At 69.1% G+C, this 26,656-nt stretch carries 26 protein-coding genes; 12 read left to right on the top strand and 14 right to left on the bottom strand.

What is annotated here, in order from left to right; all coding sequences use genetic code 11:
• Positions 1-212 precede the first annotated feature (212 nt).
• Complete coding sequence (locus tag ACMVO5_RS08400; RefSeq protein WP_416907070.1) at positions 213-956, top strand: phosphatase PAP2 family protein; 744 nt, start codon at positions 213-215, stop codon at positions 954-956.
• An 8-nt stretch (positions 957-964) separates the two neighbouring features.
• Here the strand turns inward: ACMVO5_RS08400 and ACMVO5_RS08395 are convergent, their stop codons facing one another.
• The 4 genes from ACMVO5_RS08395 to ACMVO5_RS08380 all read right to left on the bottom strand — a co-directional run bounded on the left by ACMVO5_RS08395 (position 965) and on the right by ACMVO5_RS08380 (position 3,971).
• Positions 965-1,315, bottom strand: a complete 351-nt coding sequence (locus ACMVO5_RS08395) for a YciI family protein (RefSeq protein WP_416909340.1) — start codon at positions 1,313-1,315, stop codon at positions 965-967.
• A 15-nt stretch (positions 1,316-1,330) separates the two neighbouring features.
• On the bottom strand, positions 1,331-2,548 hold the full coding sequence (locus tag ACMVO5_RS08390) for an acyl-CoA dehydrogenase family protein (protein ID WP_416907069.1): 1,218 nt from the start codon (positions 2,546-2,548) through the stop codon (positions 1,331-1,333).
• A gap of 43 nt (positions 2,549-2,591) precedes the next feature.
• On the bottom strand, positions 2,592-3,686 hold the full coding sequence (locus ACMVO5_RS08385; RefSeq protein ID WP_416907068.1) for an acyl-CoA dehydrogenase family protein: 1,095 nt from the start codon (positions 3,684-3,686) through the stop codon (positions 2,592-2,594).
• Positions 3,687-3,770: 84 nt separating this feature from the next.
• The gene (locus ACMVO5_RS08380; RefSeq protein WP_416907067.1) at positions 3,771-3,971 is read right to left on the bottom strand and encodes a DUF1192 domain-containing protein; all 201 of its coding nucleotides are present in this window, start codon (positions 3,969-3,971) and stop codon (positions 3,771-3,773) included.
• A 44-nt stretch (positions 3,972-4,015) separates the two neighbouring features.
• Here ACMVO5_RS08380 and ACMVO5_RS08375 point away from each other — a divergent pair, with 44 nt between their 5' ends.
• From ACMVO5_RS08375 to ACMVO5_RS08365, 3 genes are all read left to right on the top strand, one after another.
• Positions 4,016-5,017 (top strand): NAD(P)H-quinone oxidoreductase, encoded by a 1,002-nt coding sequence (locus ACMVO5_RS08375; protein ID WP_416907066.1) that lies wholly within the window; start codon positions 4,016-4,018, stop codon positions 5,015-5,017.
• Positions 5,018-5,146: 129 nt separating this feature from the next.
• Complete coding sequence (locus ACMVO5_RS08370; RefSeq protein WP_416909339.1) at positions 5,147-5,827, top strand: cell cycle transcriptional regulator TrcR; 681 nt, start codon at positions 5,147-5,149, stop codon at positions 5,825-5,827.
• 58 nt (positions 5,828-5,885) lie between these two features.
• Positions 5,886-6,995, top strand: a complete 1,110-nt coding sequence (locus tag ACMVO5_RS08365; protein WP_416907065.1) for an alkaline phosphatase D family protein — start codon at positions 5,886-5,888, stop codon at positions 6,993-6,995.
• 50 nt (positions 6,996-7,045) lie between these two features.
• Here ACMVO5_RS08365 and scpB read toward each other — a convergent pair whose 3' ends face one another.
• From scpB to galE, 8 genes are all read right to left on the bottom strand, one after another.
• Positions 7,046-7,621, bottom strand: a complete 576-nt coding sequence (gene scpB / locus ACMVO5_RS08360; RefSeq protein ID WP_416907064.1) for an SMC-Scp complex subunit ScpB — start codon at positions 7,619-7,621, stop codon at positions 7,046-7,048.
• Positions 7,618-8,394 carry a segregation and condensation protein A gene (locus ACMVO5_RS08355; RefSeq protein WP_416907063.1) on the bottom strand — a complete coding sequence of 259 codons (777 nt, stop codon included), beginning with the start codon at positions 8,392-8,394 and terminating at the stop codon, positions 7,618-7,620. The genes scpB and ACMVO5_RS08355 overlap by 4 nt, the downstream gene beginning before the upstream one ends.
• Positions 8,391-9,386, bottom strand: a complete 996-nt coding sequence (gene nagZ, locus ACMVO5_RS08350; protein WP_416907062.1) for a beta-N-acetylhexosaminidase — start codon at positions 9,384-9,386, stop codon at positions 8,391-8,393. Before nagZ ends, ACMVO5_RS08355 begins: the two co-directional genes overlap by 4 nt.
• Complete coding sequence (locus ACMVO5_RS08345; protein ID WP_416907061.1) at positions 9,383-10,138, bottom strand: SPOR domain-containing protein; 756 nt, start codon at positions 10,136-10,138, stop codon at positions 9,383-9,385. The genes nagZ and ACMVO5_RS08345 overlap by 4 nt, the downstream gene beginning before the upstream one ends.
• On the bottom strand, positions 10,138-11,859 hold the full coding sequence (argS, locus tag ACMVO5_RS08340) for an arginine--tRNA ligase (protein ID WP_416907060.1): 1,722 nt from the start codon (positions 11,857-11,859) through the stop codon (positions 10,138-10,140). The genes ACMVO5_RS08345 and argS overlap by 1 nt, the downstream gene beginning before the upstream one ends.
• A gap of 67 nt (positions 11,860-11,926) precedes the next feature.
• Positions 11,927-12,715, bottom strand: coding sequence for a PEPxxWA-CTERM sorting domain-containing protein (locus ACMVO5_RS08335; RefSeq protein WP_416907059.1), 789 nt, complete (start codon positions 12,713-12,715; stop codon positions 11,927-11,929).
• Between the two features lie 167 nt (positions 12,716-12,882).
• Positions 12,883-14,637: an acyl-CoA dehydrogenase gene (locus tag ACMVO5_RS08330; RefSeq protein ID WP_416907058.1), complete on the bottom strand. Its 1,755-nt coding sequence runs from the start codon at positions 14,635-14,637 to the stop codon at positions 12,883-12,885.
• A 38-nt stretch (positions 14,638-14,675) separates the two neighbouring features.
• Entirely contained in the window at positions 14,676-15,674 is a 999-nt protein-coding gene (galE, locus tag ACMVO5_RS08325) for a UDP-glucose 4-epimerase GalE (RefSeq protein WP_416907057.1), read from the bottom strand.
• 59 nt (positions 15,675-15,733) lie between these two features.
• Between galE and ACMVO5_RS08320 the strand changes: the two genes are divergently transcribed.
• The 3 genes from ACMVO5_RS08320 to ACMVO5_RS08310 all read left to right on the top strand — a co-directional run bounded on the left by ACMVO5_RS08320 (position 15,734) and on the right by ACMVO5_RS08310 (position 18,570).
• Entirely contained in the window at positions 15,734-16,672 is a 939-nt protein-coding gene (locus ACMVO5_RS08320; RefSeq protein ID WP_416907056.1) for an L-threonylcarbamoyladenylate synthase, read from the top strand.
• A 65-nt stretch (positions 16,673-16,737) separates the two neighbouring features.
• Complete coding sequence (locus tag ACMVO5_RS08315) at positions 16,738-17,184, top strand: hypothetical protein (RefSeq protein ID WP_416907055.1); 447 nt, start codon at positions 16,738-16,740, stop codon at positions 17,182-17,184.
• A 63-nt stretch (positions 17,185-17,247) separates the two neighbouring features.
• On the top strand, positions 17,248-18,570 hold the full coding sequence (locus tag ACMVO5_RS08310) for an ABC1 kinase family protein (protein ID WP_416907054.1): 1,323 nt from the start codon (positions 17,248-17,250) through the stop codon (positions 18,568-18,570).
• Here ACMVO5_RS08310 and ACMVO5_RS08305 read toward each other — a convergent pair.
• Complete coding sequence (locus ACMVO5_RS08305; protein ID WP_416907053.1) at positions 18,567-18,932, bottom strand: hypothetical protein; 366 nt, start codon at positions 18,930-18,932, stop codon at positions 18,567-18,569. The genes ACMVO5_RS08310 and ACMVO5_RS08305 overlap by 4 nt on opposite strands.
• A 47-nt stretch (positions 18,933-18,979) precedes the next feature.
• On the opposite strand from ACMVO5_RS08305, the gene ACMVO5_RS08300 reads away from it, so the two are divergent.
• A complete protein-coding gene (locus ACMVO5_RS08300; protein WP_416907052.1) occupies positions 18,980-19,969 on the top strand; it encodes an adenosine kinase in 990 nt (329 codons plus the stop codon).
• A gap of 10 nt (positions 19,970-19,979) precedes the next feature.
• Here ACMVO5_RS08300 and ACMVO5_RS08295 read toward each other — a convergent pair whose 3' ends face one another.
• Positions 19,980-21,533, bottom strand: a complete 1,554-nt coding sequence (locus tag ACMVO5_RS08295) for an amino acid permease (RefSeq protein WP_416907051.1) — start codon at positions 21,531-21,533, stop codon at positions 19,980-19,982.
• A 201-nt stretch (positions 21,534-21,734) separates the two neighbouring features.
• On the opposite strand from ACMVO5_RS08295, the gene ACMVO5_RS08290 reads away from it, so the two are divergent.
• From ACMVO5_RS08290 to ACMVO5_RS08275, 4 genes are read left to right on the top strand one after another with little or no spacing between them, the layout of a single operon-like run.
• Positions 21,735-22,970 carry a hydrolase gene (locus ACMVO5_RS08290; RefSeq protein WP_416907050.1) on the top strand — a complete coding sequence of 412 codons (1,236 nt, stop codon included), beginning with the start codon at positions 21,735-21,737 and terminating at the stop codon, positions 22,968-22,970.
• Complete coding sequence (locus tag ACMVO5_RS08285) at positions 22,970-23,971, top strand: arginine N-succinyltransferase (protein WP_416907049.1); 1,002 nt, start codon at positions 22,970-22,972, stop codon at positions 23,969-23,971. Before ACMVO5_RS08290 ends, ACMVO5_RS08285 begins: the two co-directional genes overlap by 1 nt.
• Entirely contained in the window at positions 23,958-25,379 is a 1,422-nt protein-coding gene (gene astD / locus ACMVO5_RS08280; RefSeq protein ID WP_416907048.1) for a succinylglutamate-semialdehyde dehydrogenase, read from the top strand. The genes ACMVO5_RS08285 and astD overlap by 14 nt, the downstream gene beginning before the upstream one ends.
• Positions 25,379-26,638, top strand: coding sequence for an N-succinylarginine dihydrolase (locus ACMVO5_RS08275; protein WP_416907047.1), 1,260 nt, complete (start codon positions 25,379-25,381; stop codon positions 26,636-26,638). The genes astD and ACMVO5_RS08275 overlap by 1 nt, the downstream gene beginning before the upstream one ends.
• Positions 26,639-26,656 lie beyond the last annotated feature (18 nt).

Raw genomic sequence — 26,656 nt, 5'->3', positions numbered from 1 at the left:
GGTGCCGACGCAAGGGCGCGGCGGCAAAAGTGCGGCGTCACCCGGTCGGGGGCGCATCCCTTGTGAGAACGGCCTCCATGGGCTCGGCTTGCAACAGGAATGTCACCTTCATGCGCCAAACAATCAAGGGGGCAGGCGCAGATAATCATCACTGCGGCCTTGCGGCACAGGCCAGCTGCCGCCAATCTGGCCACATAACAGGAGACAAGTTCATGATGCGATTTGCGATTCTGGCCGCCAGCCTGCTGGCCGGCAGCGCGCTTGCCCAAGGCGCGCCTGAGCCATCGATGGCCCCGCAGCTGCCCCCGGGCTATCTCGCCCCCGAGGCTGCCATGGCCAGCGCCGTCATGCTGCCGCCGCCGCCGGCGCGCAACAGCCCCGCCGAAATCGCCGACCGCTATCTCTACGCGCTGAGCGCGCGCGGCATCGGCGGGCCGGACTGGGTGGCCGCCACCGAGCAGATCAGCATCCAGGCCCCGGCCTTCCAGAAGGCGCTCACCTGCGCCATCGGCAAGCTGCCGGGTCCTGCTACCCGAAAGCTGCTGGCGCGCACGGCGGCCGATTTCGTGCCGCCCATGGCCGCCGCCAAGGCCAAGTTCAACCGGCCCCGCCCCTTCACCACCGACAAGGGCCAGGCCTGCGATCCCGAAACCGCCGACGGCGTCGGCGCCGCGCTCGGCATGGCCTATCCTTCCGGCCATTCCGGCATCGGCTGGCTCTGGGCGCTGACCCTTGCCGATGCGCTCCCCGCGCGCGCCAATGAGATCCGCGCCTTCGGCAAGGGCACTGGCGATCTGCGCGTCGCCTGCCGCGTGCACTGGATGTCGGACGTGCAAAATGGCCGGGTGCTGGCCGTCAGCATCCACGAAAAGCAGCGCGCCACCCCCGCCTTCCAGGCCGACCTCGCCGCCGCCAGGGCCGAGCTTGAAGCTGCCGAGACCCTGCGCTGCGAATAGCGCAGCGGCTAGTTCAGCGGCCTGATCTCGATCACGCTCGGCACCGGCATCGGGTTCGGGCAGCGCTTTGCCCAGGCCAGCGCCTCGTCCATGTCCCGCACCTCCCAGAGCCAGAAGCCGGCGACAAGGCTCTCGGCGGGCGCAAACGGGCCATCCGCAACCGTGCGCGCCTCCCCGTCACACAGGATGCGCTTGCCCTGCGCCGAGGGTTGAAGCCCCTCGGCCATCACCAGAACCCCCGCCGCGCGCAGGTCATCGTTGAACGCGCCCATGGCCGCCATCATGCTCGCGGTCCATTCCGGCGCAAACAGCCCCTGCTCGCTGGCCTCGGTCGCCTTGACGATCACCATCACGCGCACGGCCACGCCCTGCTGTCAGCTGGCCGCGTTGAACGGCTTGTCCTTGTCCGGCCGCAGGTCGCCCGGCAGGCCGAGCACGCGTTCGGCGATGATGTTGCGCAAGATCTCGTCGGTGCCGCCCGCAATGCGCAGGCCCGCTGACCAGAGATAGGAGCCCTGCAGCTTCTCGATCTCGGGGTCCGCACCTTCGGTCACAAAGCCGTCCCCGCCCGCCAGATCGAGCGCAAAGGCCGACATGTCCTGCATCGTCTTGGCCACCACGACCTTGGCGATCGACTGTTCCGGCCCCGGCATCTGCCCGCGTGACAGCGCCGAAAGCGCCCGCATCTGGGTCAGCTTGATGCCCTCATCGGCAATATAGCTCGCCGCAATCCGCTGGCGCACGTCAGCGGCCTCGATGGCGCTCTGCCCGCCCGGCGCTTCCACCGACTTGGCCAGCTCCATCAGCGTCGCATAGCCCGGCGCATGGCGCGGCTTGCCGCCCACCGCCAGCCGCTCGTGCATCAGCGTGGTCAGCGCCACCTTCCAGCCGTCGCCCTCGGCGCCCAGCCGGTGGCTGTCCGACACCCGGACGCCGGTGAAGAACACCTCGTTGAAATCCGAGCCGCCCGACATCTGCTTGATGCCGCGCACCTCCACACCTTCGGCCTTCATGTCGACAATGAACATGCTCAGCCCCTTGTGCTTGGGCAGGCTAGGGTCGGTGCGGCACACGACAATGCCAAAATCAGACGCATGAGCAAAGCTGGTCCACACCTTCTGGCCATCGATCACCCACTCATCGCCGTCGCGCACGGCGCGCGTGCGGATGCCAGCCAGGTCAGAGCCCGCCGACGGCTCGGAAAACAGCTGGCACCAGACCTCCTCGCCCAACAGCGCCTTGGCGACATAACGCGCGATCACCTCGGGGCTGCCATGGGTGAAGACGGTCGGGATGCACATGCCCAGCCCGATCGAAAACAGGCCAGATGGCGCATGAAAGCGGCTCTCCTCCTGCCCATAGATGATCGAATGCATCGGCGAGAGGCCCTGACCGCCCATCGATTTCGGCCAGGTGATGCCCGTATAGCCCGCCTCGAACTTCTTCTTCTGCCACGCCTTCGAACGGCGGATGAACTCGTCAAGCTTCCAGGGCTGGGCCGGCGGGCTGCGATATTCGGCAGCATTTTCCTCGAGCCAGGCGCGCGCGCTGGCGCGATATTCGGCCTCGGCAGCGGTGTCGTTGAAGTCCATATCTTATCCCCTTCAATGCCAATATTGGCAGATGCCGCCCCGATTACGCTGCGGCGCGGTTTCGCAGCTCCAGCGCGCGCACCAGCCGGTCCGCCCAAAATGCCTTTGGCCCCAGCGCCGCGCTCAGCGTGCGGCCCCGCCGATAATAAAACTGGCAATCGCTCTCCCAGGTGAAGCCGATCCCGCCGTGCAGCTGCACCGTCTCCTCCACCGTGAAGCCGAGCGCCTCCAGGCTCGCCACCCGCGCCGCACTCGCCGCCTGCGTCAGCTCGCCGCCGCCCTCAATCATCGCCAGCCCATGCAGCGCATGAGCGCGCGCCAGTTCAAGCTTGATATACATGTCGGCGCACTTGTGCTTGACCCCCTGATAGCGGCCGATGGTCTGGCCAAAGGCGACGCGGGTCTTGGCATAATCGACCGTCATCGCCATCGCCGCCGCCGTCGTGCCCATCGCTTCAAAGGCCAGAATCACCGCCGCCCGGTCAAGCCAGACCAGATAATCGCTGGCGCTGCCCAGCGGCTCCGCCGGGGTAGCATCCAGCGTCAGCCGGCCATGGCGGCGCACAAGATCGATCGTCTCCACCGCCTCGACCTTGGCGTTGGCAGCCTCGACCAGCCACAGCGAAGGCCCGTCCGGCCCGGCCGCCGCCACGATCACCAGCGACGCGCTCGGCAGATCGGCCACCGGCGCCTTGACGCCGGAAAGCGTGCCGCCCGCCGCCGTCGTCCGCACTGAAACCGGGCTCACCCCGCCCGGCTCGCTCCAGGCCACCACCGCAATGCTCTCGCCGCTGGCAATTTTGGGGAACAGCCGCGCCTGCTGCTCGGGGCTGGCCGCGACCAGCAGCGCCTCGGTCGCCAGCAAATGGCTGACCAGCGGCACACAGGCGAGATGCTGGCCGCAAGCTTCCGCCAGCATCGCGCTCTCCTCGGCGCTCAGCCCCAGCCCGCCATGCGCCTCGGGCACCCGCGCCGCCGTCCAGCCCAGTTCGGCCACCGACGACCATAGCGCCGCATCATGCGCCGGCGCGCCCTCGGCCATGGCGGCGCGCGCCCGGGCCGGCCCGGCGCGCTCGGCCAGAAACTTCTGTGCCTGCTCGCCCAGCGCCTTGGCATCATCGGAAAAATCGAAATTCATCGCCGTCTCCCCAGCTCCGTATCCGAGCATTGCGCCTCAGTTTACGCAAAGGGAAACCTGCCGCAACCCGCCAAAGAAAGGGGGCTAGCTCTTGAACAGTCGCTCGGCTGCCGAGCGCACCGCCGAGGCATCGGCGAGCCGCGCCCGGCACCGCGCGATCTCGCCCTCCAGCGTGGCGATCCGCGCCTCCACCTCGTCGCGGCTCATCCGGTCGAGGTCCTGCATGATCAGCTCGCCAAGCAGGCCGCTCGTCTTTCGCGCTGGTGCCAGTTCTTCCTCGTCCATCGCCTGATGGTTGACCGGACAGGCGCCGAGGTCAATATCCCCTCATGACCATTCCCGACACGATGACCGCCATCGATCCCGAAGTGCCCGGCGGGCCGGAGGTGCTGGTGCCCGTCAGCCGTCCCGTGCCCCGCCCTGCCGAGGGCGAAGTGCTGATCCGCGTCGCCGCCGCCGGGGTCAACCGGCCCGATGTGCTGCAACGCATGGGCCTCTACCCGATGCCGCCCGGCGCCCCGCGCATCCCCGGCCTCGAAGTCGCCGGCACGGTGGTCGCGCTCGGCGATGAGACGGTCCGCTGGCGGGTGGGCGAAAAGGTCTGCGCGCTGGTCCCCGGCGGCGGCTATGCCGAATATTGCACCGCCCCCGCCGGCCAGTGCCTGCCGGTGCCGGCCGGCATGGCGATGGCCGATGCCGCCGGCCTGCCCGAAACCTGGTTCACCGTCTGGTCCAACATGGTCGACCGTGGCCGCGTCCAGACGGGTGAAACCTGCCTCGTTCATGGCGGCACCAGCGGCATCGGCGTCACCGCCATCAAGCTCGGCCAGCTCATGGGCCTGCGCATCATCGTTACCGCCGGCAGCCCGGCCAAATGCGCCGCCGCTCTGGCGCTCGGCGCTGCCGCCGCCATCGATTACAAGGCGCAGGATTTCGTCACCGAAGTGAAGGCGCTGACCGACGGCCGCGGCGTCGATCTCGTGCTCGACATGGTCGGCGGCGATTATGTCGCGCGCAACATCGCCTGTCTGGCCGCCGATGGCCGCCATGTCTCCATCGCCTTTCAGCGCGGCGGCAGGGGCGAGGTCGATCTCGCCGCCGTCATGGCAAAGCGCCTCACCCTCACCGGCTCGATGCTGCGCCCGCGCCCGGTCGCCTTCAAGACCGCCATCGCCGAAACGCTGGAAGGTGCTGTCTGGCCCGAATATGAGGCCGGCCGCCTTGCCCCGGTCACCGACCGGCTGTTCCCGCTCGCCGAGGCCGCCGCCGCCCATGTTCATCTCGAATCAGGCGCCCATGTCGGCAAGGTGGTGCTCACCGTCGCGCCTTGATATTCGCCGGCCCGCAGCGTAGAAGACATCCACAAGCCGCCCCCGAGGGGCGGCCTTTTTTATTTCGTCATAACGACAAGGTGAACAAACATGGCCGTCTCCAAGGCGCAAAGCCCCGACACTCCGCTGATGCCGCACGCCACCGCCGCCTGGCTGGTGGACAATAGCGCGCTCAGCTTCTCGCAGATCGCCGAGTTTTGCGGGCTGCACATCCTCGAGGTCCAGGCCATCGCCGATGACACCGCCCAGACCAAGCTGACCGGCCGCGATCCGATCCGCGCCGGCGAGCTGACGCAGGAGGAGATCGACCGCGGCCAGGCCGATCCCGATTACACGCTCAAGCTCTCGCGCATGCCCGAGCAGCAGCGCCGCACGTCCGGCCCGCGCTACACGCCGGTCTCCAAGCGGCAGGACAAGCCCAAGGGCATCCTCTGGATCATCAAGAATCACCCGGAAATCACCGATGGCCAGATCTCCAAGCTGATCGGCACCACCAAGAACACCATCTCCGCCATCCGCACCAAGACGCATTGGGACTATGCCAATCTCGTCCCCATCGATCCCGTGACGCTCGGCCTCACCACCCAGCGCGAGATGGACGCGCTGGTCACGGCCGCCGCCAAAAAGGCCGGCATCGAGACCGCCCCCGACATCGCCAAGCTGGGCGAAGACCGCGCCGCCCTCGTCGCCGAGCTTCAGGCCGAGCGCGAAGCCGCCGCCCGCGCTGCCGAAGCCGCCGCCAGCGGCGAGACCGCACCGGCCGAGCCCACCACCGCGCTCGAGCGCGGCGAGGCGCTGTTCCGCAAATAAGCCACCGTCACACGCCTTTAACACGCCTCTGCAACACGGGCCGCAGAGGAGTGCAGCCATGATTTCACGAAGGCAGATTTTGGGCGGGCTCGCCGCCACGTCGCTGGCGGGCTGCGCCACTGGCGCGTCCCGCCCGGGCTTCCCCACGCTCGCCGGCCGCATGTCGCTCCCGCCCGCGCCGCTGCTCGATCCCGATACCGTGCTCACCCGCATCGGCATCGGCTCCTGCTTCAACCAGAACCGCTCGGGCGCGCTGCTCGAAACCGCGCTGCGCAGCCAGCCGCAGCTGTTCCTGTTCATGGGCGACAATGTCTATGGCGATACCCGCTCGCCCGACCTCGACGAGCTGGTCGCCGCCTATGCCGCAGCCCTCGCCCGGCCCGATTATCGCCGCTTCCGCGCCAGCCTGCCCATCGCCGCGGTGTGGGACGATCATGATTTCGGCCTCAACGACGCTGGCGCCACCTATGCCTACAAGCAGGCGACCCGCCCGCTGTTCTTCGATTTCTGGGGCATCCCCGAAAATCACCCCCGGCGCCGCACCGCCGGCATCTACGACGCTTTCATCACCGGCCCCGAGGGGCGCCGCGTGCAGACCATCCTCCTTGATACGCGCAGCTTCCGCGATGACTGGCCCGCCACCGATGATTTCGGCGCCGCCGGGCGCGAGCGCTATATCGAAAATCCCGATCCCGCCCTCACCATCCTCGGCGCCGACCAATGGCAATGGCTCGAAGATCAGCTGCGCCAGCCCGCCGATGTCCGCATCATCGTCACCTCCTATCAGCTCGTCGCCGATGGCCATGGCTGGGAATGCTGGCGGCTGTTCCCCACCGAGCGCCAGCGCTTCTACGCCCTGCTCGCCAAGACCCGGGCCAGCGGCGTCGTCCTCGTTTCCGGAGACCGGCACCGCGCCGGCATCTACCGCGAGACGCGCGGCCTGCCCTATCCGCTCTATGAGCTCACCTCATCGGCCATCAACATGGGCTCGCGCGGCCAGCATCAGGAAGAGGCCGGCCCGAACCGCCTCGGCCCCAGCTTCTCCGCCGACAATGTCGGCCTTGTCACCCTCGACTGGGAGACCGCACGCATCGGCTTGCGCATCCTCGACGCGCAGGACCGCACCGTGCTCTCCCACGACATCGACATAGCGGCGCTTCGAGCCTGATTTTCTCGCCTTCGCTCGGGTCCTAGTCGTTCTCGCCTTCGCTCGGGGTCCTAGTCACTCTCACTGCCGCCCAGCGGCAGCGGCAGCTCCTTTGGCGGCTCGCGGTCAAGAAGCCCGGCCGCCTTCAGATCGGCAAGGCCGGGCAGGTCGCGGCGGCTGGCCAGGTTGAAATGCGCCAGAAACCCCGGCGTGGTCGCATATTGCAGCGGCCGCCCCGGGGTCTCGCGCCGCCCGGCCGGCCGCACCCAGCCCGCCTCCATCAGCACATCCAGCGTGCCCGGCGATACCGCCACGCCCCGTATCTCCTCGATCTCGGGCCGCGTCACCGGCTCATGATAGGCAATCACCGACAGCGTCTCCACCGCCGCCCGGCTCAGCTTGCGCACCGCCTCGCGGGTGGGCCGCAGATGATGGGCAAGGTCGGGCGCGGTCTGAAAGGCCCAGCGCCCGCCGCGCTCGACAAGGTTGATGCCGCGCGCCGCATAGGAGTCCGCCAGCTCGCGCAGCAGCGCAGGCAGGTCGCCGCGCGTGCCGACATGGCGAGCCAGCTCGGCCAGCCCAAGCGGCGCTTCGGCGGCAAAGATCACCGCCTCCAGCGCGCGCAGCGTCTCGAAATTCTCGCTCATGCCCGCCCCCTGACCAAAATCGGCGCAAAGGCCGCGCCCTGGCTCATCTCGGCCCGGCCCTGCCGCACCAGCTCCAGCGTCGCCACAAAGCTGGATGCCAGCACCGAGCGCGCATAGCCTTCATCCACCAGACCGGCGGGCAAAAACCGCGACAGCTCGGCCCAGTCAAGGCTCGCGCCCAGCAGTCGCTCAAGCCGCTCGATCGCCTCATCCAGCGCCATCACCGGGCGGCGGCGCACGACATGCACCCCGTGCGCAGCGCGCGCTTGGATATTCCCATAGGCGCTCAGCAGCTCGAACAGGCTGACATCATAGCGGTTTTCCACCTCGCTCGTCAGCCCCTCCGGCTTGGCTCTCCGAAAATTGTCCCAGCCCAGCTGCGGGCGGGCGAGCAGCTTCTGCCCCGCCTCGCGCATCGCGCTCAGCCGCTGCAACTGAAACTGCAGCTTCAGCGCCAGCTCCGCCGGGTCCGGGTCTGCATCCGGCTCGGGCGGCAGCAGCAGCGCCGATTTGAGATAGGCCAGCCACGCCGCCATCACCAGATAATCCGCCGCCAGCTCAAGGCTCAGCGCGCGCGCATCGCGGATGAACGTCAGATATTGCTCGACCAGCTCAAGAATCGATATCTGCGCCAGATCGACCTTCTGGGCACGCGCCAGCGTCAGCAGCAGGTCAAGCGGGCCTTCCCAGCTGCCCAGCTGGAGGATCAGAGGCCCCGGCGTCCCGGCGGCGCGCGGCGGGCCATCAAACTCATCCTCCAGCCCGTCGGTCATACCGCCAGCAGCCTGTCGCGCGCCTCCGCCCAGCGCGTCATCGGCGTCTTGTCGCCGCCGCCCGCCCAGGCCATGGCCGCATCAAGCCGCCGCCGCCCGGCTTGCGAAATCGGGTCCAGAGCGGCGGCAATTGCCTCCATTTCGGCCATTTCGCCCGAGCAATGCAGCGCGATATCGCAGCCCGCTGCAAGTGCGGCCCGGGCGCGCGCCCCAAAGTCACCGCTCAGCGCCTTCATGCCCAGATCGTCCGACATCAGCAGCCCCGAAAAGCCGATATCATTGCGAATGAACTCAATCACGCGCGGCGACAGCGTCGCGCAATTGTCCGGGTCGAGCGCGGTGTAGGTGACATGCGCCGTCATCGCCATCGGCGCCGCCGCCAGCCGGCGGAAGGGCTCGAAATCGCGCTCCAGCGCCTCAAGGCTCGCCTCAACCACGGGCAGCTCCAGATGGCTGTCCGCCGCCGCCCGGCCATGGCCGGGGATATGCTTGACCACCCCGCACACCCCGCCCTGCCGCAGCCCGTCCAGCGTCGCCCGGCCAAGGGCCGCCACCTGCATCGGCTCGGCGCCCAGCGCCCGGTCGCCGATGATGTCATGGCCGCCGTTATCACGCACATCGAGCAGCGGCAGGCAATCGACCGTGATGCCCAGCTCGCGCAGCATCGTCGCCAGTGCCAGCGCGTTCAGCCGGCAGGCCTCTATGGCCGTCACCGGCGCCCGGCGGTACAGCGCGTCGAACACCGCCCCGCTGGGAAATTCGGGCCAGTGCGGCGGCCGCAGCCGGGCTACCCGCCCGCCCTCCTGATCGATCAATATGGGCAGGTCGCGCCCGGCCAGATCGGTCAGCGACGCGGTCAGCGCGCGCAGCTGCTCGGGGCTCTCCACATTGCGCGCAAACAGAATATAGCCAGCCGGGTCAGCGCTGCGAAACAGCGCCCGCTCCGCCTCGCCGAGCACCGTGCCTGCCAGTCCAAAAAACGCCGGGATCATCGCTGGGCCTCGCTGGTCTTCACTTGCGCACAAGGGTCGCCCGTCGTCCCCAGCCGGGCACAGAGCTTGGCCGGGTCCGCCGTCTCGGTGCGCAGCCGCCACAGCGTCCGCCCCTCGACCCGGGTGCTGACATAGCGCGGCGACAGACCCAGCATGCCATGCTTTCTGACAAGCTGGCCCCAGGCCGCCTCGGCGCGCTCGCGCGACGAATAGGCGCCAAGCTGCACCTCGCCCGCCGCCAGTGACAGCGGCGCCGGTGCGCGCGGCTGGGCCGCAGCAGGCGCAACAGACGGGGCAGGGGAGGGGGCAGGGGCGGGCGTAGCCGGCGCCTCGGTCGCCCGCATCGCCTCGGGCAACAGGTCGACCGCCTCGCCCGCCGGCTCGCCCGCCGGCTCGGTGCCGGGGCGCGGCAGCGGGTCTTCGGGCGCTGCCGAAAGGTCGATGTCGCTCGGCTGGTCAATGCCCGCGCCCGCCGCATACATGGTGTCGCCCTGTCCCTCCACATCCAGCCCGCGCGGATCATCGGGGCGCACCTTGTAAGGCCCCGGCTCGGGCAGGATCAGCGGCGCCTGCGCGGCCTCCATATAGCCCGCCTCGCCGCCGTCGCCCGGCCGCAGCAACACGAACACGATGATGATCGAGACCAGCGCCAGCGCCGAAAGCCCGGCGATGATGCGAAAGGTCAGGCTGCGTTTGCCAGATCCCGGCGGTGTGGCTGCAGCCAGCCAGGGGGCCTCGTCATCGCCTGCCATCAGTGCAGCTCGTCCGCCGCGTCCACGCCGATCACCGCCAGCGCATTGCGGATCACCTGTCCCACCGCCTGCGCCAGCGCCAGCCGTGCGGCCGTCAGCGCGGCATCGTCCGGGCGTACGAAGCGCCGCGCCGCATCATCGTTGCCGGCGTTCCACAGGCTGTGAAAGCCCGCCGCCAGTTCGGCCAGGTAAAAGGCGATGCGGTGCGGCTCGCGCGCGTCCGCCGCCTGTTCGATGAGGCGCGGAAAGCCGGCCGCCAGCTTCAGCACCGCCAGCTCGTCATCGCAAAGCAGCGACAGGTCCGCCGCCGGCAGCGCCATGCCGGCCTCGGCCACCTTGCGCCCCAGCGAGGCAATGCGCGCATGAGCATATTGCACATAAAAGACCGGGTTCTCGCGCGTCTGTTCCACCGCCTTGGCGAAGTCGAAATCAAGCGGGCTTTCCGGCCGCTTGGTCAGCATGATGAAGCGCACCACATCCTTGCCCACTTCATCGACGATATCGCGCAGCGTCACGAAATTGCCGGCGCGCTTCGACATCTTGAACGGCGCACCATTCTTCATCAGCTTGACGATCTGGATCACCTTGATGTCGAGCGGCACCCGGCCGTCCGACAGCGCCTTCACCGCCGCCGTCACCCGCTTCACATAGCCGGCATGGTCCGCGCCAAAGACATTGACCAGCGCGGTATAGCCCCGCTGAATCTTGTCATAATGATAGGCCACATCGCCGGCGAAATAGGTCCAGCTGCCGTCCGATTTCTTCATCGCCCGGTCGCTGTCATCGCCGAACTCGGTCGAGCGGAACAGCGTCTGCGGGCGCGGCTCCCAATCCTCGGTGCTGGTCCCCTTGGGCCGCTCCAGCACGCCCTGATGGATCAGCCCGCGCGCGTCGAGCGCGTCGAGCGCCTCCTGCACCCGGCTGCCTAGCGAGGCTTCGGAGAAAAACACGTCCTGATGAATGCCGAGGCTCGCCAGGTCCTCGCGGATCCGCGCCATCATCCGCTCGACGGTCAGCGCCCGGAACATCGGCAGCCACTCGGCCTCGGGCGCGTCCACGAAGCGGTCGCCATGCTCTGTCGCCAGCGCCTCGCCGATGGGGATCAGATAATCGCCCGGATAATAGCCCTCGGGCACGCTCACCGCCTCGCCCAGCGCCTCGCGGTAGCGCAGATGCACCGAGCGGGCGAGCACATCGACCTGCCCGCCCGCGTCATTGATGTAATATTCGCGCGTCACCTCATGCCCGGCAAAGGCCAGCAGGCTGGCCAGCGCATCGCCCACCACCGCGCCGCGGCAATGGCCGACATGCACCGGCCCGGTCGGGTTGGTGGACACATATTCGACATTGATGCGGCTCTCCGGCCGCGCCGCGCCGCGCCCATAGTCATGGCCCGCCGTCAGAATCGAGGCCAGCTCGGCCTCCCACACGCCGCGCGCCAGCCGCAGATTGATGAAGCCCGGCCCGGCCACCTCGGCCGCCTCAATGTCATCAAGCGCCGCCAGCCGCGCCGCCAGCGCCGCCGCGATCTCGCGCGGCGGCCGCCCGGCCTGCTTGGTCAAAACCATCGCGGCGTTGGTGGCGATGTCGCCGTGCGAGGGGTCGCGCGGCGGCTCAGCCGTCACCGCGCCGGTATCAAGCCCGGCCGGCAGCTCTCCCGCCGCCTGCATGGCAGCGAGTTGGGAGAGAATGAGATCAAGAAAGCGTGCGTGAAGATGCATGCGGCCCGGCATAGCCGCTGGGACAGCGGGAAGAAAGAGGCGGCGAGCCCCGGCCCGCCGCCTGAATTCAGGCGATGACGACGCCCTGCCGCCGCCGCCGCCGCGCCGCTGCGCCCACCAGGCCAAAGCCGGCGATCAGCATCGCCCAGCTCGCCGGCTCGGGAACCGGCGCATCCGGGCCGGTGCCGGAAGCGAAATTATCAAAGGCCACGCCCAGACCTGTTGATTTTCCGCCCGTAAAGACAAAATCGAGCCGAGCGATCTGACCAAGGAACGGCGAGGTTTCGTCAAAGCCAAAGGACCAAGGCAAACCGTCGAGCGAGCTCAGGCCGTTGGTGTTGCCAAGCGGGCTCAGCACGCTGCCAAGCAAAGCTCCGCTGCTGTTGCGCGCATCCACCCGCCACTGCTCGGTGTTGCTCGCACTGGTGCCATCAATGTCCCAGATCTGCCCGCCGATCGGCCCGACCACGCGGCGCAGATACAGGATCGAAAAGAACGGCTGCGTCGAGGCTTCGAGCGTCTGCGACAGCGTGTTGCCGCGCAGGAGATAATTGCCGAGACCGGGCGTCTCGGCGGTGGGCACAAAGCCGACCCGCTCGACATCGAAACGGTCGGTGTTTGCCGGCGCCCGGTCATAGACAAAGCCTTCCGGTGACGTCTGCGTGCCGCGCTGCTCGAGAAACAGGTCAAGGCCCGGGCGGGCCATAAAGGAAATGCCCAGCTCATTGTAACGGAGCGGGGTCACCAGCGTATCGTCTGCCGCGGCATCCTCGAAATCGATCGTGGTCGTCGCCTGTGCCGCGCCAGCAAGGGCAAGCCCGGCCGTCGCCATCAAAAGACCAGCAGAAAAGCGCATACCTAGCTCCCATCGAACCCGCCCGACCGATTCGCAGCGTTTACGCTTTGTTTATACCTGTTATTTTATGTTAATCAAATGACGGGCGCGCAGGAATTTTCTCAGCCGCAGCACAAGAGCGCCGGGCCGGCGGGCGGGTTCATGGGGCAGGGTGCGAAAGGGCCGCCTCAGGCGGCGAGCGTCGCGTCCGAAATCGCGTAGAGCGGCGACGGGCCGCGCGTCACCGCCGGGGCCAGCGCGCCCGCCTGCGGCAAGATTTGCTCGGCATAAAAGCGCGCCGTGGCGATCTTCGCCTCCAGAAAGGCCGGGTCGCCCTCGCCGGCGCTCAGCATCGCCTGCGCCGTCTGCGCCTGGCGTGCCAACAGCCAGCCGCCGATGGTCAGCCCCATCAGCCGCAGATAGGGCGTCGCCCCTGCGGCCTTGTCGTCAGGGTCGTTGGTCGCCGCCAGCCAATGGGTTGTCGTCTCGGCCGCCGCCAGCGCATCCTCCAGCCAGGGCGCCAGCCCGTTCAGGGCCGAATGCGCGGCCAGTTCCTGCACGGTGGTGCGCATGTCGGCGAGCAACAGCTTCCAGTGCTGGCCGCCATCCATGCTCAGCTTGCGCCCCACCAGATCGAGCGCCTGAATGCCGTTGGTGCCCTCATAGATTGGCGCAATGCGCGCATCCCTCAAAAATTGCGCCGCCCCCGTCTCCTCGACAAAGCCCATGCCGCCAAACACCTGCAGCGTCATATTGGCCACATCGACCCCGCAATCTGTCGCAAAGGCCTTGGAAATCGGGGTCAGCAGATCAGCCAGCCCGGCGCCCTCGCTGTCACCGGCATGGCCGCGGTCCACGGCCGCCGCATTCAGATACACCAGCGCCCGCGTCGCCTGCGTCAGCGCCCGCGCCGTCATCAGCGTGCGCCGCACATCGGCATGCTCGATGATCCGCACCGGCTTGCCGCCATGGCCGAAGCGCGCCGACTGGACCCGGTTCTGCGCATAATCCAGCGCATGCTGCATCGCGGCCTCCGCAATCGCCACGCCCTGCAGCCCCACCTGCACCCGCGCATTGTTCATCATCGTGAACATGGCGCGCATGCCCGCGCCCTCGGCCCCGACCAGATAGCCCACACAGTCATCATGGTCGCCAAAGCTCATCGTGCAGGTCGGCGAGGCATGGATGCCCAGCTTGTGCTCCAGCCCCACGCATTTGACATCGTTGCGCCGGCCATCGGCCAGAAACTTGGGCACGATGAACAGGCTGATGCCCTTGGTGCCCGGCGGCGCATCGGGCAGGCGGGCCAGCACCAGATGCACGATATTCTCCGCCACATCATGCTCGCCCCAGGTGATGTAGATCTTGGTCCCCTTCAGCCGGTAGCTGCCATCGGCATGCGGCTCGGCCCGCGTCGTCAGCGCGCCCACGTCCGATCCCGCCTGCGGCTCGGTCAGGTTCATCGTGCCGGTCCATTCGCCGGTCACCAGCTTCGAGAGATAGTGCTGCTGCTGTTCGGGGCTGGCATGCGCCGCCAGCGCCTCGATCGCCCCCTGGCTCAGCATCATGCACAGCGCAAAGGCCATGTTGGCGCTGGTCAGCTGCTCCTGCACCGCCACCGTCACCGCAAAGGGCAGGCCCTGTCCGCCATGCGCCTCGGCCACGCCCAGCCCGGCCCAGCCGCCCTCCACATATTTGGCATAGGCCGCAGCAAAGCCCGGCGGCAGCGTCACCCGCCCATCCTCGAGGCGGGTCGGCACCGTGTCCCCGGTCCGGTTCAGCGGCGCAAATTCGTTCTGCGCCAGCTTCGCTGCCTCCTCCAATATCGCCGCCACCATATCGGGCGTGGCATTGGCATAGTGCGGCAGGCTGGCCAGCTGCGGCAGATCGGCAATGCAGTCGAGCACAAAACGCTGTTCGGCGGTGGGGGCGGTATAGGTCATGGTCGCTCGCATCTTGATGGGGTCGACCCGGCTATAGCCTAGCCTTGCGGCCAGCGGGAGGGGTCTGCGAGCAGATGCCGCTCCCAGGCCAGCGCATCGGCAATGATCGTCCTCAGATCGTCCCGCGCCGGCCGCCAGTCGAGCAGCGCCAGCGCCCGCGCCGGATCGGCCACCAGCCGCGCCACATCACCCGGCCGGCGCGGCGCGACCGCGCGCGCCAGCCGAACGCCGGCCACCTCGTCCACCATGTCCAGAACGTCGAGCACCGAGGCCCCCCGGCCATAGCCGATGTTGAGCGCCAGCGGCGCCGGGTCGCCCGCCAGCCGGTCGAGCATCGCCAGATGCGCTGCTGCCAGATCGCTGACATGGATATAGTCGCGAATCCCGGTCCCGTCGGGCGTGTCGAAATCATCGCCCGTCACCTGCATCACCCGGCCCGGCACAAGGGCGGCCTGCACCGCCAGCTTGATCAGATGCACCGCGCGCCGCGACACCTGCCCCGAGCGCCCCTGCGGATCAGCGCCCGCCACATTGAAATAGCGCGCCGCCGCCACCCGCAGCCCGTGCGCGGCCGCGGCATCAAACAGCATCCGCTCGACCATCGCCTTCGACGCCGCATAGGGATTGACCGGCGCCACCGGCAGTTCTTCATGCAGCCGGAGCGCCTCGCTCGCGCCGTAAACCGTGCAAGTCGAGGAAAACAGAAACCGCTCCACCCCGGCCGCCAGCGCCGCCTCGATCAGCGTCAGCGAGCCCGCCACATTGTTGCGGTAATAGGCCAGCGGCACCGCCACCGATTCCGGCACCGAAAGCGATCCGGCACAATGCACGATCGCCGACGGGCGGTAGCGCGCAAACAGCGCCGCCAGCGCCTCCGCGTCGCCGCTGCTGCCCTCCACAAATTCCGCGCCCGCCGGCACCAGCGCCCGGTAGCCGGTGCTCAGATCATCCAGAATCACCACCTCGTCGCCCCGGTCGAGCAGCGCCAGCGCGATATGCGAGCCAATATAGCCGGCGCCGCCGGTCACGAGGATCATCCCCTGTCTCTTGCCGCCCGAAGGTGTTGCGTCAAGCCGCTTGCCCATTAAGAAAGCGCATGGACGCGTCTCTCATCCGCCCCGCCGACAGCGCCGGCATCGCCGCTGCGGCCGCCCGCCTGCGCGCCGGCGGCGTGGTGGCCGTGCCGACGGAGACGGTCTATGGCCTCGCCGCCTGCGCTGCCGACCCGCGCGGCGTCGCCGCCATCTACGCCGCCAAGGGACGCCCGTCGCGCAATCCGCTCATCGTCCATGTCCTCGGTCTCGCCGAGGCCGAAGCGCTGGCGGTTTTCGATGACCGCGCCCGCGCGCTCGCCGCCGCCTTCTGGCCCGGCCCGCTCACGCTCGTGCTCCCCCGCCGTGCGGAAGCCCCGCTCGCCGAGGCGGTGAGCGGCGGCCAGCCGACGGTGGCATTGCGCGCGCCCGCCCACCCGGTGATGCGCGCGCTCATCGCCGCCGTCGGGCCGCTGGCCGCGCCCAGCGCCAATCGCTCGGGCCATGTCTCGCCCACCACAGCCGCGCATGTCGCCGCCAGCCTCGGCCCGGCCGCCGGGCTGATCCTCGATGGCGGGCCGTGCCGCGCCGGGCTCGAATCGACCATCATCCAGCTGGCGGGTGGCGAAGCCCGGCTGCTCCGCCCCGGTGCCGTCCCGGCCGAAGCGCTCGTCGCCCACACCGGCCCGCTGGCCGGCGCCAACACCCAGGCCCTGATCGCGCCCGGCATGATGGCCAGCCATTATGCGCCGCGCCAGCCAGTGCGGCTGGATGCCGAAACCGCGCGCGCCGATGAATTCCATATCGGCTTCGGCGCGGTCGCAGGCGATCTCAATCTCGCGCCCGACGCCAGCCTCGAAGCCGCCGCCGCCCGGCTGTTCGCCGCGCTGCACACTGCCGAAGCCAGCGGCCGCGCCGGCATCGCGGTCGCGCCCATCCCCGCACATGGCCTGGGGGCGGCCATCAACGACCGGCTGCGCCGCGCAGCTGCTGATCACCCATAGATTTGCTATTGCGAATGACTTGCAAGTAAGGCACACTCCCTCGGGTCATCGCAAGGGAGCGCAGGATGTTTGTGGCAGACGGCCTTGGCGGCAGCGGCGAGCCAGCCCCCCCCGAAGCGCGCGAGATGGTGCTGCTCTGGAGCCTGCGCTGTCTCGCCGCGACCATGGCAAGCGGCGGTGCCAACGCGCGAGAGCCCAAGGTCGAGGCCGCGCTGCTCCGCCAGTTCGGCGAGGCCGGGCAGGAGATGGCGGTGCTGCTGCGCTGCCTCGCCCAGATGCTGCCCGCCGCCGCCGGGCCGGGCCGGGCGCCGGCAAGCCCCTGCCCAATGCCCAGCTGTGCGGCGCGCGGCTGCCTCGGCGCCGCCAGCCTCGGTCCCGGCGAGCGGCTGCTCCTCTCGGCCCTGCGCAGCCCCAGACAGGTTTCGCTCGCGCCACTCTTCGGTCCCGAAGCCGCCACCGCTGCAACCCAGCTGACCAGCCTGATCGCCATGCTCATGCGACGGAGCTGCTGAACAGGCGCGCCTGCGGCGCCGTGGTGGGGTGCCGCGCGCACAGCCAGCGCGTAAGGCAGGCGGATGGCTGATCGTCGCCCCTCTGCCGTCCCCAGCGGCCGCATCGCCCGCTTCGCCCGCTTCGGTTCCATGGCCGGCGGGCTGGCCGGGCGCGCCGCGCTCGGCAGTGCGCGCGCGCTCGCCAGCGGCCAGCGCCCCGATCCCGCCGCCCTGCTGCTGACCCCGGCCAACATCCGCCGCATCACCGACCAGCTTGCCGATCTGCGCGGCGCAGCCATGAAGATGGGCCAGCTCATCTCCATGGACACCGGCGATTTCCTGCCGCCCGAGCTGTCCGAGATCATGGCGCGGCTGCGCGCCGACGGGCAGGCGATGCCGCCCCGTCAGCTGCGCAGCGTCCTTGATCGGGGCTGGGGCAGGGGCTGGCTCGCTCGCTTCGCCCGCTTCGATGTCCGCCCCATCGCCGCCGCCTCCATCGGCCAGGTCCACCGCGCCTGGCTCAAGGATGGCCGCGAACTGGCGGTCAAGGTGCAATATCCCGGCGTGCGCAGCAGCATCGACAGCGATGTCGACAATGTCGCCATGCTGATGCGCCTCTCAGGCCTTGTCCCCGCCCATCTCGACACCGCCCCCATGCTCGCCGAGGCCAAGCGCCAGCTCCATGAAGAAGCCGATTATGCCCGCGAGGCCGAGTGTCTGGCCCGTTTCCACGCGCTCCTCGCCGATGATCCCGCCTTCCTCGTGCCGCGCCTCCACCCCGAGCTGACCACGCCCGATATCCTCACCATGGACTATGTCCCCGGCGTCCCCATCGAGACGCTCGCCGAGGCCCCGCAGCCAGTCCGTGACGAGGCGATGACCCGGCTGATCGCGCTCGTCTTTCGCGAATTGTTCGAGTTCCGCCTCATGCAGACCGACCCCAATTTCGCCAACTACCGCTGGAACCGCACCACCGGCCAGCTCGTCCTCCTCGATTTCGGCGCCACCCGCGAAATCTCAGTTGATGTCGCCGCGCGCTACCACGAGCTGATGGTCGCCGGCCTCGCCTCAGACCGTGCCGCCACCCGCACCGCCGCCGTCCGAATCGGCTTCTTCAGCCCCCAGACCGGCGCCGACAAGCAGGACCGCATCCTCGATCTGTTCGAGGCCGCCTTCGCGCCGGTCAAGACCAGCGGCACCTTCGATTTCAGCAGCACCGATATCGCCGCCCGCCTCAAGGATGATGGCCTCGCCCTCGCCCAGGACCGTGATTTCTGGCACATCCCGCCCGTCGACACGCTGTTTCTCCAGCGCAAGTTCGGCGGCCTGTTCCTGCTCGGCGCCCGGCTCAAGGCCCGCGTCGATGTCCGCGCCATGATGGCCGCCTGGGCCACCCGCCCGCTTTAGGGCGCCACCGGCACGATCAGCGCCAGGCAGCGCCCGGCGTCCATCGCCGTGCCGTCAGGCGCCCGCGCCACGGCGGTGCGCGCCAGCGGCACACGGCTCTCGGCGGTGGGGTAAAGAAACACGTCAAACACGCAGGGCGGCCGGATGAACTGGAGCTGCCGCGCCGGCCCTTCGCTGCGCGCCATCGAGGGTGCGCCAAGCAGCGCCGTGATGCTCGTCTCGGGTTTGCGCAAGATCTGCAACAGCCCCGGCGGGTCGGGATTGATGACGGGCGGGGGCGCGGCGCTCCTGATCGTCGGCGTGCCCGCACAGCCCGCCAGCGCCAGCAGGCCGAACAGGGAAGGCGCGCGCATCCAGCTCATCGCCAACCTCCTAGCCTTTGCCGCCCGCCCGCGCTAGGGACGCGCCCATGAACCAGACATATGATGTTCTCGCCATCGGCAACGCCATCGTCGACGTGATCGTCGCCGCCCCGCCCGAATTTCTGAGCGAGCGCGACATCGCCAAGGGCTCGATGCGGCTGATCTCGGCCGAAGAGGCCGAGACGCTCTACGCTGCCATGGGGCCGGGCCGCGAGATCAGCGGCGGCTCGGCCGCCAATACCGTCGTCGGCATGGCCATGCTCGGTGCGCGGCCCGCCTTTGTCGGCCGCGTCGCGCGCGACCAGCTGGGTGAGGTCTTCACCCATGATATCCGCGCCGCCGGCGTCGATTTCACCACAGCGCCAAGTGCGGGTGGCAACCCCACCGGCCGCTGCCTGATCGTCGTGACGCCTGACGGCGACCGCACCATGAACACCTATCTCGGCGCCTGTCAGGAGCTGACCATGGCCGATCTCGATGCAGCCATGATCGCGGCTTCGGGCATGCTCTATCTCGAAGGCTATCTCTGGGATCCGCCCGCGCCGCGCGCCGCCATGGAAACCGCCATCGCGGTTGCCCGCAGCGCCGGCCGCAAGGTCGCCATGACGCTCTCGGACGTGTTCTGCGTCGAAGGCCACCGCGCCGATTTCCAGCGCCTGCTCGCCGGCCATGTCGATCTGATGTTCGCCAATGAAAACGAGGCCTGCGCCCTTTACCAGACCAGGGATCTCACCGCCGCCATCGCCGAGCTGCGCCAGCACAGTGCCATCACCGTCATCACCCGCTCCGAAAAGGGCGCCGTCGTGGTCGCCAACGGCGAAACCCATGTCGTCGCCGCCGAAACCCCCGCCCGGGTGCTCGACACCACCGGCGCCGGTGATCTCTTCGCCGGCGGCTTCATGGCCGCCCTCGTTCAGGGCCGCAGCCTCCCCGACTGCGCCACCGCCGGCTGCGTCGCCGCCGCCGAGGTCATCAGCCATTACGGCGCCCGCCCCGAAGCCGATCTTCAGGCGCTGGTGAAAGCCCGTCTGGGCTGAACCGGACGCCTCAGGCGTCCTTGCCGCCCGGCGTGTGGATGCCCGGCAGCGGCGGCACACCCTGCGGCGGAATGTCGGGGTCAAGCTCCGAAACCCCGTCAATGCCCAGCGCCACATTGGAGCGGCTGCGGCCATAGGCGAAGTAGAAGACGATGCCCGCCGCCGCCCAGGCGAAGAAGAACAGGATCGCCGTCGTCGACAGGAAGGAGAACAGCACGATGCAGCCGATCGCGGCCATCGGCGCAATCACCCACACCGCCGGCGTGCGGAAGCTGCGCGGCCGGTCCGGCTGCTTGACGCGCAGCATCATGATCGCCAGCGCGACGAACAGAAAGGCGCACAGCGTGCCGCCATTGGAAATCGCCGCCAGCTGACCCACCGGGAAGAAGGCCGCTGCCACGGTCACACCAGTGCCGGTGATGATGGTGACGATGTGCGGCGTCTTGAACTTCGGATGCACCTTCGACAGCGCGCGCGGCAGCAGCCCGTCGCGGCTCATCACGAAAAACACCCGGGTTTGGGCAAACATCATCATCAGAATGACGCTCGGCAGCGCAAAGCCGGCCGCCAGCCCCAGCAGATTGCCCACGCCCGGATGGCCAATCTCGCGCAGCACATGCGCCAGCGCCTCATTGGAGCAGACCACCGACTGCAGCAGATCAGCCTTGCAGGCCGCCACCAGCTCGGGCGAGCCGGGATAAGGGGCTGCGCCATCGACCATGCCGACCGGCTGCGCCCCATAGGAGCCGATGACGCCAACACCCACCAGCAGATAAAAGGCCGTGCAGATGACAAGGCTGCCAATCAGCCCGATCGGGATGTTGCGCTGCGGGTCCTTGGTCTCCTCGGCGGCCGTCGAAACCGCGTCAAAGCCGACATAGGCAAAGAAGATGATCGCGGCCGCCGAAATCGCCGACGTCGGCCCCAGCGGCATGAACGGCACGAACTTCTCCGCCTCATAAGCTGGCAGCGCCAGCGCGATGAACGCCGTCAACGCCGCCACCTTCACCACCACAAGCACAGCATTGACCGTCGCGCTCTCCTTGGTGCCCACCACCAGCAGCGCCGTCACCGACATCGCGATAATGACCGCCGGCAGGTTGATGATCCCGCCCGCATAAGGCCCGGCCGTCAGCGCATAGGGAATCTCGAGGCCGGCAAACTCCTTGAGCACGCCCACCGCATAGCCCGACCAGCCGACCGCCACCGCGCTCGCCGCCACCGCATATTCCAGCACCAGCGCCCAGCCCACGATCCACGCCATCATCTCGCCGAAAGTGGCATAGCTGTAAGTATAGGCAGAGCCCGACACCGGCACCATCGAGGCCAGCTCGGCATAGCAGAGCGCCGCCAGCCCGCAGACCACCGCGGCAATCACGAAGCTCAGCAGCATCGCCGGCCCGGCCAGCTGCGCGGCCTCCGAGGTCAGCACGAAGATGCCGGTGCCGATGATGCCGCCAATGCCGAGCATGGTCAGCTGAAACGCCCCCAGCGTCCGCGTCAGCGATTTCTTCTCAGCGGTCGCCAGAATCGAATCGAGCGATTTCACACGCCAGTCAGCCAATGGTGATCCCCTCTTGATACCCTGCGGTTGTCAGAACTAGCGCCCCACCGTGCGCTGCACAATCGCGCCGCATAGGGACAGGCAATCGCGAGCCGGTCAAGCCGACTGTGACCATATGATGAAATATCACATGATAGCCATTATGTTATCTAAATCACAAAATAACTGGCGATCGCCGCCTGAAGGGCGTATCCCCGCACCATGACCATCACCCAGACCCGCGCAACCCTCGCGCCCGACGAGGCGCAGGCGCTCGCCCGCCTCGATGGGCAGCGGCCGCACATGGTCGCCCAGATCCTCGATTGGGCCTCGATCAACAGCGGCAGCCGCAATCTCGCCGGCATCCGCGCCGTCGCAGACCGGGTGGAGGCCGCCTTCGCCCCACTCGGCGGCGAGGCCCGGCGCGTCGCCCCCCGCCGCGTCACCAGCCTCGACGCCGATGGCCGCGAGGTCGAAATCCCCCATGGAGAGAGCCTGCACATCGTCAAGCGGCCCGAAGCCCCGGTCCGGGTCCTGCTCACCGGCCATCTCGACACGGTGTTCCCCGAAGATCACCCCTTCCAGCGCTGCGTCTGGCTCGACGAACACCGGCTGAACGGCCCCGGCACCGCCGACATGAAAGGCGGCATCGCCGTCCTGCTCGCCGCCCTTGAAACGCTCGAGGCCAGCCCGCTCGCCCCCCGCCTCGGCTGGGAGGTGGTGCTTGTCGGTGATGAGGAAGTCTCCTCATTGGGCTCCGCAGCCCTTCTCGCCGAGACCGCGCAGCGCTGCCACCTCGGCCTCACCTTCGAGCCCGCGCTCCCCGACGGCACGCTGGCTGGCGCAAGGCGCGGCTCGGGCAATTTCTCGGCCCATGTCCAGGGCCGCGCCGCCCATGCCGGCCGTAACCCTGAAGACGGCCGCAATGCCGTCGTCGCCGCCGCCGATCTCGCGCTCCGCCTCGCCGCGCTCGCCGATGAGGCGCTCAGCGTCAATGTCGCCCGCCTCGATGGTGGCGGGCCAAACAATGTCGTGCCCGAAAGCGCCGTGCTGCGCTGGAACATGCGCCCCGCCACACGCGCCGATCAAGCCCGCGCCGAAGCCGGCATCGCCGCTGCCGCGCGCGCCACCGAGGCCGCGCACGGCGTCACCATCTGCTGCCACGGTCATTTCGCCCGCCCCCCCAAGCCGCTCGATGCCAATCAGCAGCGGCTGTTCGATCTCGTCCGCGCCTGCGGCGGCGCGCTCGGCCTCGATCTGCGCTGGCGCGACACCGGCGGCGTCTGTGACGGCAACAACCTCGCCGCCACCGGCCTCGCCGTGGTCGATACGCTCGGCCCGCGCGGCGGCGCCATCCATTCCCCTCAGGAATATCTCTGCGCCGATTCGCTTGAAGAGCGCGCCCGGCTGGCCGCCCTTCTGCTGCTTCGTGTCGCCCGCACAGGCTGGGTGCGCTGATGTGGCTGGTCACGCCCGCGCGCACCGATGATCTGCCGGCGCTGCTGGCGCTGGCCCGCCTCGCCGGCAGCGGCATCACCAACCTCCCCGCCGACCCCGACGCGCTCGCCGCCCGCCTTGCCTGGTCGTGCGAAAGCTTCGCCCGCACCGCCACCGCCCCCGACAATGAGCTCTACATCCTCGTGCTCCGCCACAGCGAAACCGGCGCCATCGGCGGCACCGCCATGCTGTTCAGCCGGGTGGGCGCGCGCTGGCCCTTCTATTCCTACAAGCTCAGCCAGTTCAGCCAGGCCAGCCGCGAGCTGAACCGGGTGGTGCCGCTCTCGCTGCTCAGCCTCGTCACCGATCATGACGGCGCGTCCGAAGTCGGCGGTCTGTTTCTCCACCCTGATCAGCGTGCCGGCGGGCTGGGCAAGCTCTTGGCGCGCAGCCGCTATCTGTTCATCGCCCAGTCCCGCGCCCGCTTCGCCGATCGCATCATCGCCGAGCTGCGCGGCGTCTCCGATGCGCAGGGCCAGTCGCCCTTCTGGGATGCCATCGGCCGCAAGTTCTTCGGCATGAGCTTCCCCGAAGCCGATGCCTTCAACGCCGCCCACGGCAGCCAGTTCATCGCCGACCTGATGCCACGCCAACCCATCTACACCGCCCTCCTGCCCGACACCGCCCAGGCCGTCATCGGCCAGCCCCATCCCGGTGGCCGCGGCGCGCTCGCCATGCTCACCCGCGAAGGCTTTGCGCAGGAAAATTATCTCGACATCTTCGACGGCGGCCCCACCCTCACCGCCCGCACCGACCAGCTGCTCACCGTGCGCAGCGCCCGGCGAACCCGCCTCAGCGGCCATGCCGAGGAGGGCACGCCCGCACTCATCGCCAGCGGGCAGGGGGCAGAGTTCCGCGCCTTCGCCACCCCGCTCGGTGCGCAAGGCACCACGCTCCCAGCCGAAGCCGCCCGCGCCGCCCGGCTCTCTCTCAAGGACGAGCTCCTCCATGTCCCGCTCTGACACCCTCACCAGCACCAACCCCTGCACCGGCGCGCCGCTCTGGCAAGGCCCCGTCGCCAGTCCCGCCGATGTCGCCGCAGCGGTGGCCGCCGCGCGCGCCGCCGCCCCCGGCTGGGCCGCCACCCCGCTCGCAGATCGTCAGGCGCTCGCCCGCCGCTTCGCCGCCGCCGTCACCGCCCAGGCCGAAGACTTCGCCGCCCTCATCGCGCGCGAAACCGGCAAGCCGCTCTGGGAAGCGCGGACCGAAGTCGCCAGCACCGCCGCCAAGGTCGAAATCAGCATCACCGCGCAGGCCCAGCGCGCCGGCGAGAGCGAGGCCGAGCTCCCCGGCGCCCGCTCGGTCACACGGCACAAGCCGCACGGCGTCCTCGCCGTGCTCGGCCCCTATAATTTCCCCGCCCATCTGCCAAATGGCCATATCGTGCCTGCCCTCATCGCCGGCAACACGCTGGTCTTCAAACCCTCCGAGCACACGCCCGCGGTGGCCGAGTTCATGGCCCGCCTCTGGGCCGAAGCCGGGCTGCCTGCGGGCGTGCTCACCCTCGTCCACGGCGCCGCCGCCACCGGCCAGGCGCTCGCCGCCGCCGACACGGACGGCCTGCTCTTCACCGGCTCGGCCGGCGCCGGCGCCGCACTCGCCCGGCAGTTCGCCGAAACCCCGGGCCGCATCCTCGCCCTTGAAATGGGCGGCAACAACCCGCTCATCGCCTGGGATGTCGAAGCGAACGACATCGAAGCCGCCGCCGCCCTCATCGTCCAGTCCGCCTATCTCTCCGCCGGCCAGCGCTGCACCAACGCGCGCCGCCTCATCGTGGCAGACGGCGCGCACGCCCCGTTCGTCGAAGCCGTGCTGGCGCTCAGCCAGCGGCTCATCCTTGATCACCCCTTCGCCGATCCCCAGCCCTTCCTCGGCCCGGTCATCCACAATGGCGCCGCCGACAGCCTTGAGGCCGCCGCCGCCGCCATGGCCGCGCGCGGCGCCACCGTGCTGGCCCCGCTCGCCCGCCCCGTCCCCGGCCGCCCCTTCCTCACGCCCGCGCTCCTCGATGTCACCCACATGACCGGCCGAGACGATACCGAGCTGTTCGGCCCTCTGCTCCGGCTCGTCCGCGTGCCGGATTTCGACGCCGCCCTGGCCGAAGCCAACGCCACCCGCTTCGGCCTTGCCGCCGGCCTCATCGGCGGCGACCGTGCGCTCTATGATCGCTTCTGGGCCGCCAGCCGCGCCGGTGTCGTCAACTGGAACCGCCCCACCAACGGCGCCGCCTCCTCCGCCCCCTTTGGCGGCGTCGGCGCCAGTGGCAATCACCGGCCCTCGGCCTATTATGCTGCCGATTATGCCGCCTGGCCCGTCGCCAGCCTCGAAGCCGATACCCCGTCCGCCACCATCACCACAGGGCTGCGCTGATGCTCCAGGAAATCAATTTCGACGGCCTCATCGGCCCCACCCACAATTATGCCGCGCTCAGCCTCGGCAACATCGCCAGCCAGTCCAACGCCGGCGCCACCAGCCGCCCGCGCGAAGCCGCCCTTCAAGGCCTCGCCAAGATGCGCTTCGTCATGAGCCTCGGCCTGCCGCAGGGCTATCTGCTGCCCCTCGATCGCCCCGCCACCGGCTGGCTGCGCAGCCTCGGCTTCACGGGTGATGATGATGCCGTCTGCGCCGCCGCCCATGCCGCTGACCCGCGTCTCTTCGCCCAGGCCTGTTCCGCCTCCTCAATGTGGACCGCCAACGCCGCCACCGTCTCGCCCGCGCCCGACACCCGCGACCGGCGCACCCATCTCAGCGCCGCCAATCTCGCCCGCATGGTCCACCGCAGCCACGAACACACCGAAACCGAAGCCATGCTGCGCCGCGTCTTCGCCCACCCCCATTTCGCCGTCCATCCGGCCCTCCCTGCTGCCTTCGGCGATGAAGGTGCGGCCAACCACATGCGCCTCGCGCCTGCCCACCACCTGCCCGGCCTCGAAATCTTCGTTTACGGCGAAGACGGCGGCCGCTTCCCCGCCCGCCAGAGCCGCCGCGCCAGCGAAGCCATCGCGCGCCGCCACCAGCTCGATCCCGCCCGCACGCTCTTCGCACAGCAAAGCCCCGAGGCCATCGATGCCGGCGCCTTCCACAATGATGTCGTCGCGGTCGCCAACGGCCCGCTGCTCTTCGCCCATGCACGCGCCTTCGCTGACCCACAGGCGCTCCGCGCCGACATCGCCCGTCTGATGCCAGACGCCGTCTGGCTTGAAGTCAGCGACGCCGAAATCCCGCTCGCCGATGCCGTCTCCAGCTATCTCTTCAACAGCCAGCTGCTCACGCGCCCCGATGGCACCCACGCCCTGATCGTACCCCACGAATGCCAGACCACACCCAGCGTCAAGGCCTGGCTCGACCTAAACATCGGCCATGGCCCCATCGCCCGGGTCCATGTCGTCAATGTCCGCGAATCGATGCGCAACGGCGGCGGCCCGGCCTGCCTGCGCTTGCGCGTCGCCGCCGCTCCCCACACCATCGACCCGCGCTTTCTCCTCACCGACGCCCGCGCCGATGCGCTGGAAGCGCTCATCGAAACCCACTGGCCCGAAGCCATCACCCCCGCCGACCTCGGCCACCCCGATCTCTGGCACCACGCCCGCGCGGCGCGCGCCGCCCTCCACCAATTGCTGGGCCTCTGAGCGCCAGAACTGCGCTAG

Origin of the sequence: Polymorphobacter sp. (assembly GCF_048007885.1) — a bacterium.
Classification (GTDB): domain Bacteria; phylum Pseudomonadota; class Alphaproteobacteria; order Sphingomonadales; family Sphingomonadaceae; genus Sandarakinorhabdus.
The sequence above is the reverse complement of the archived record's forward strand: the minus strand, read 5'-3'. Positions and strand labels throughout refer to the sequence as shown.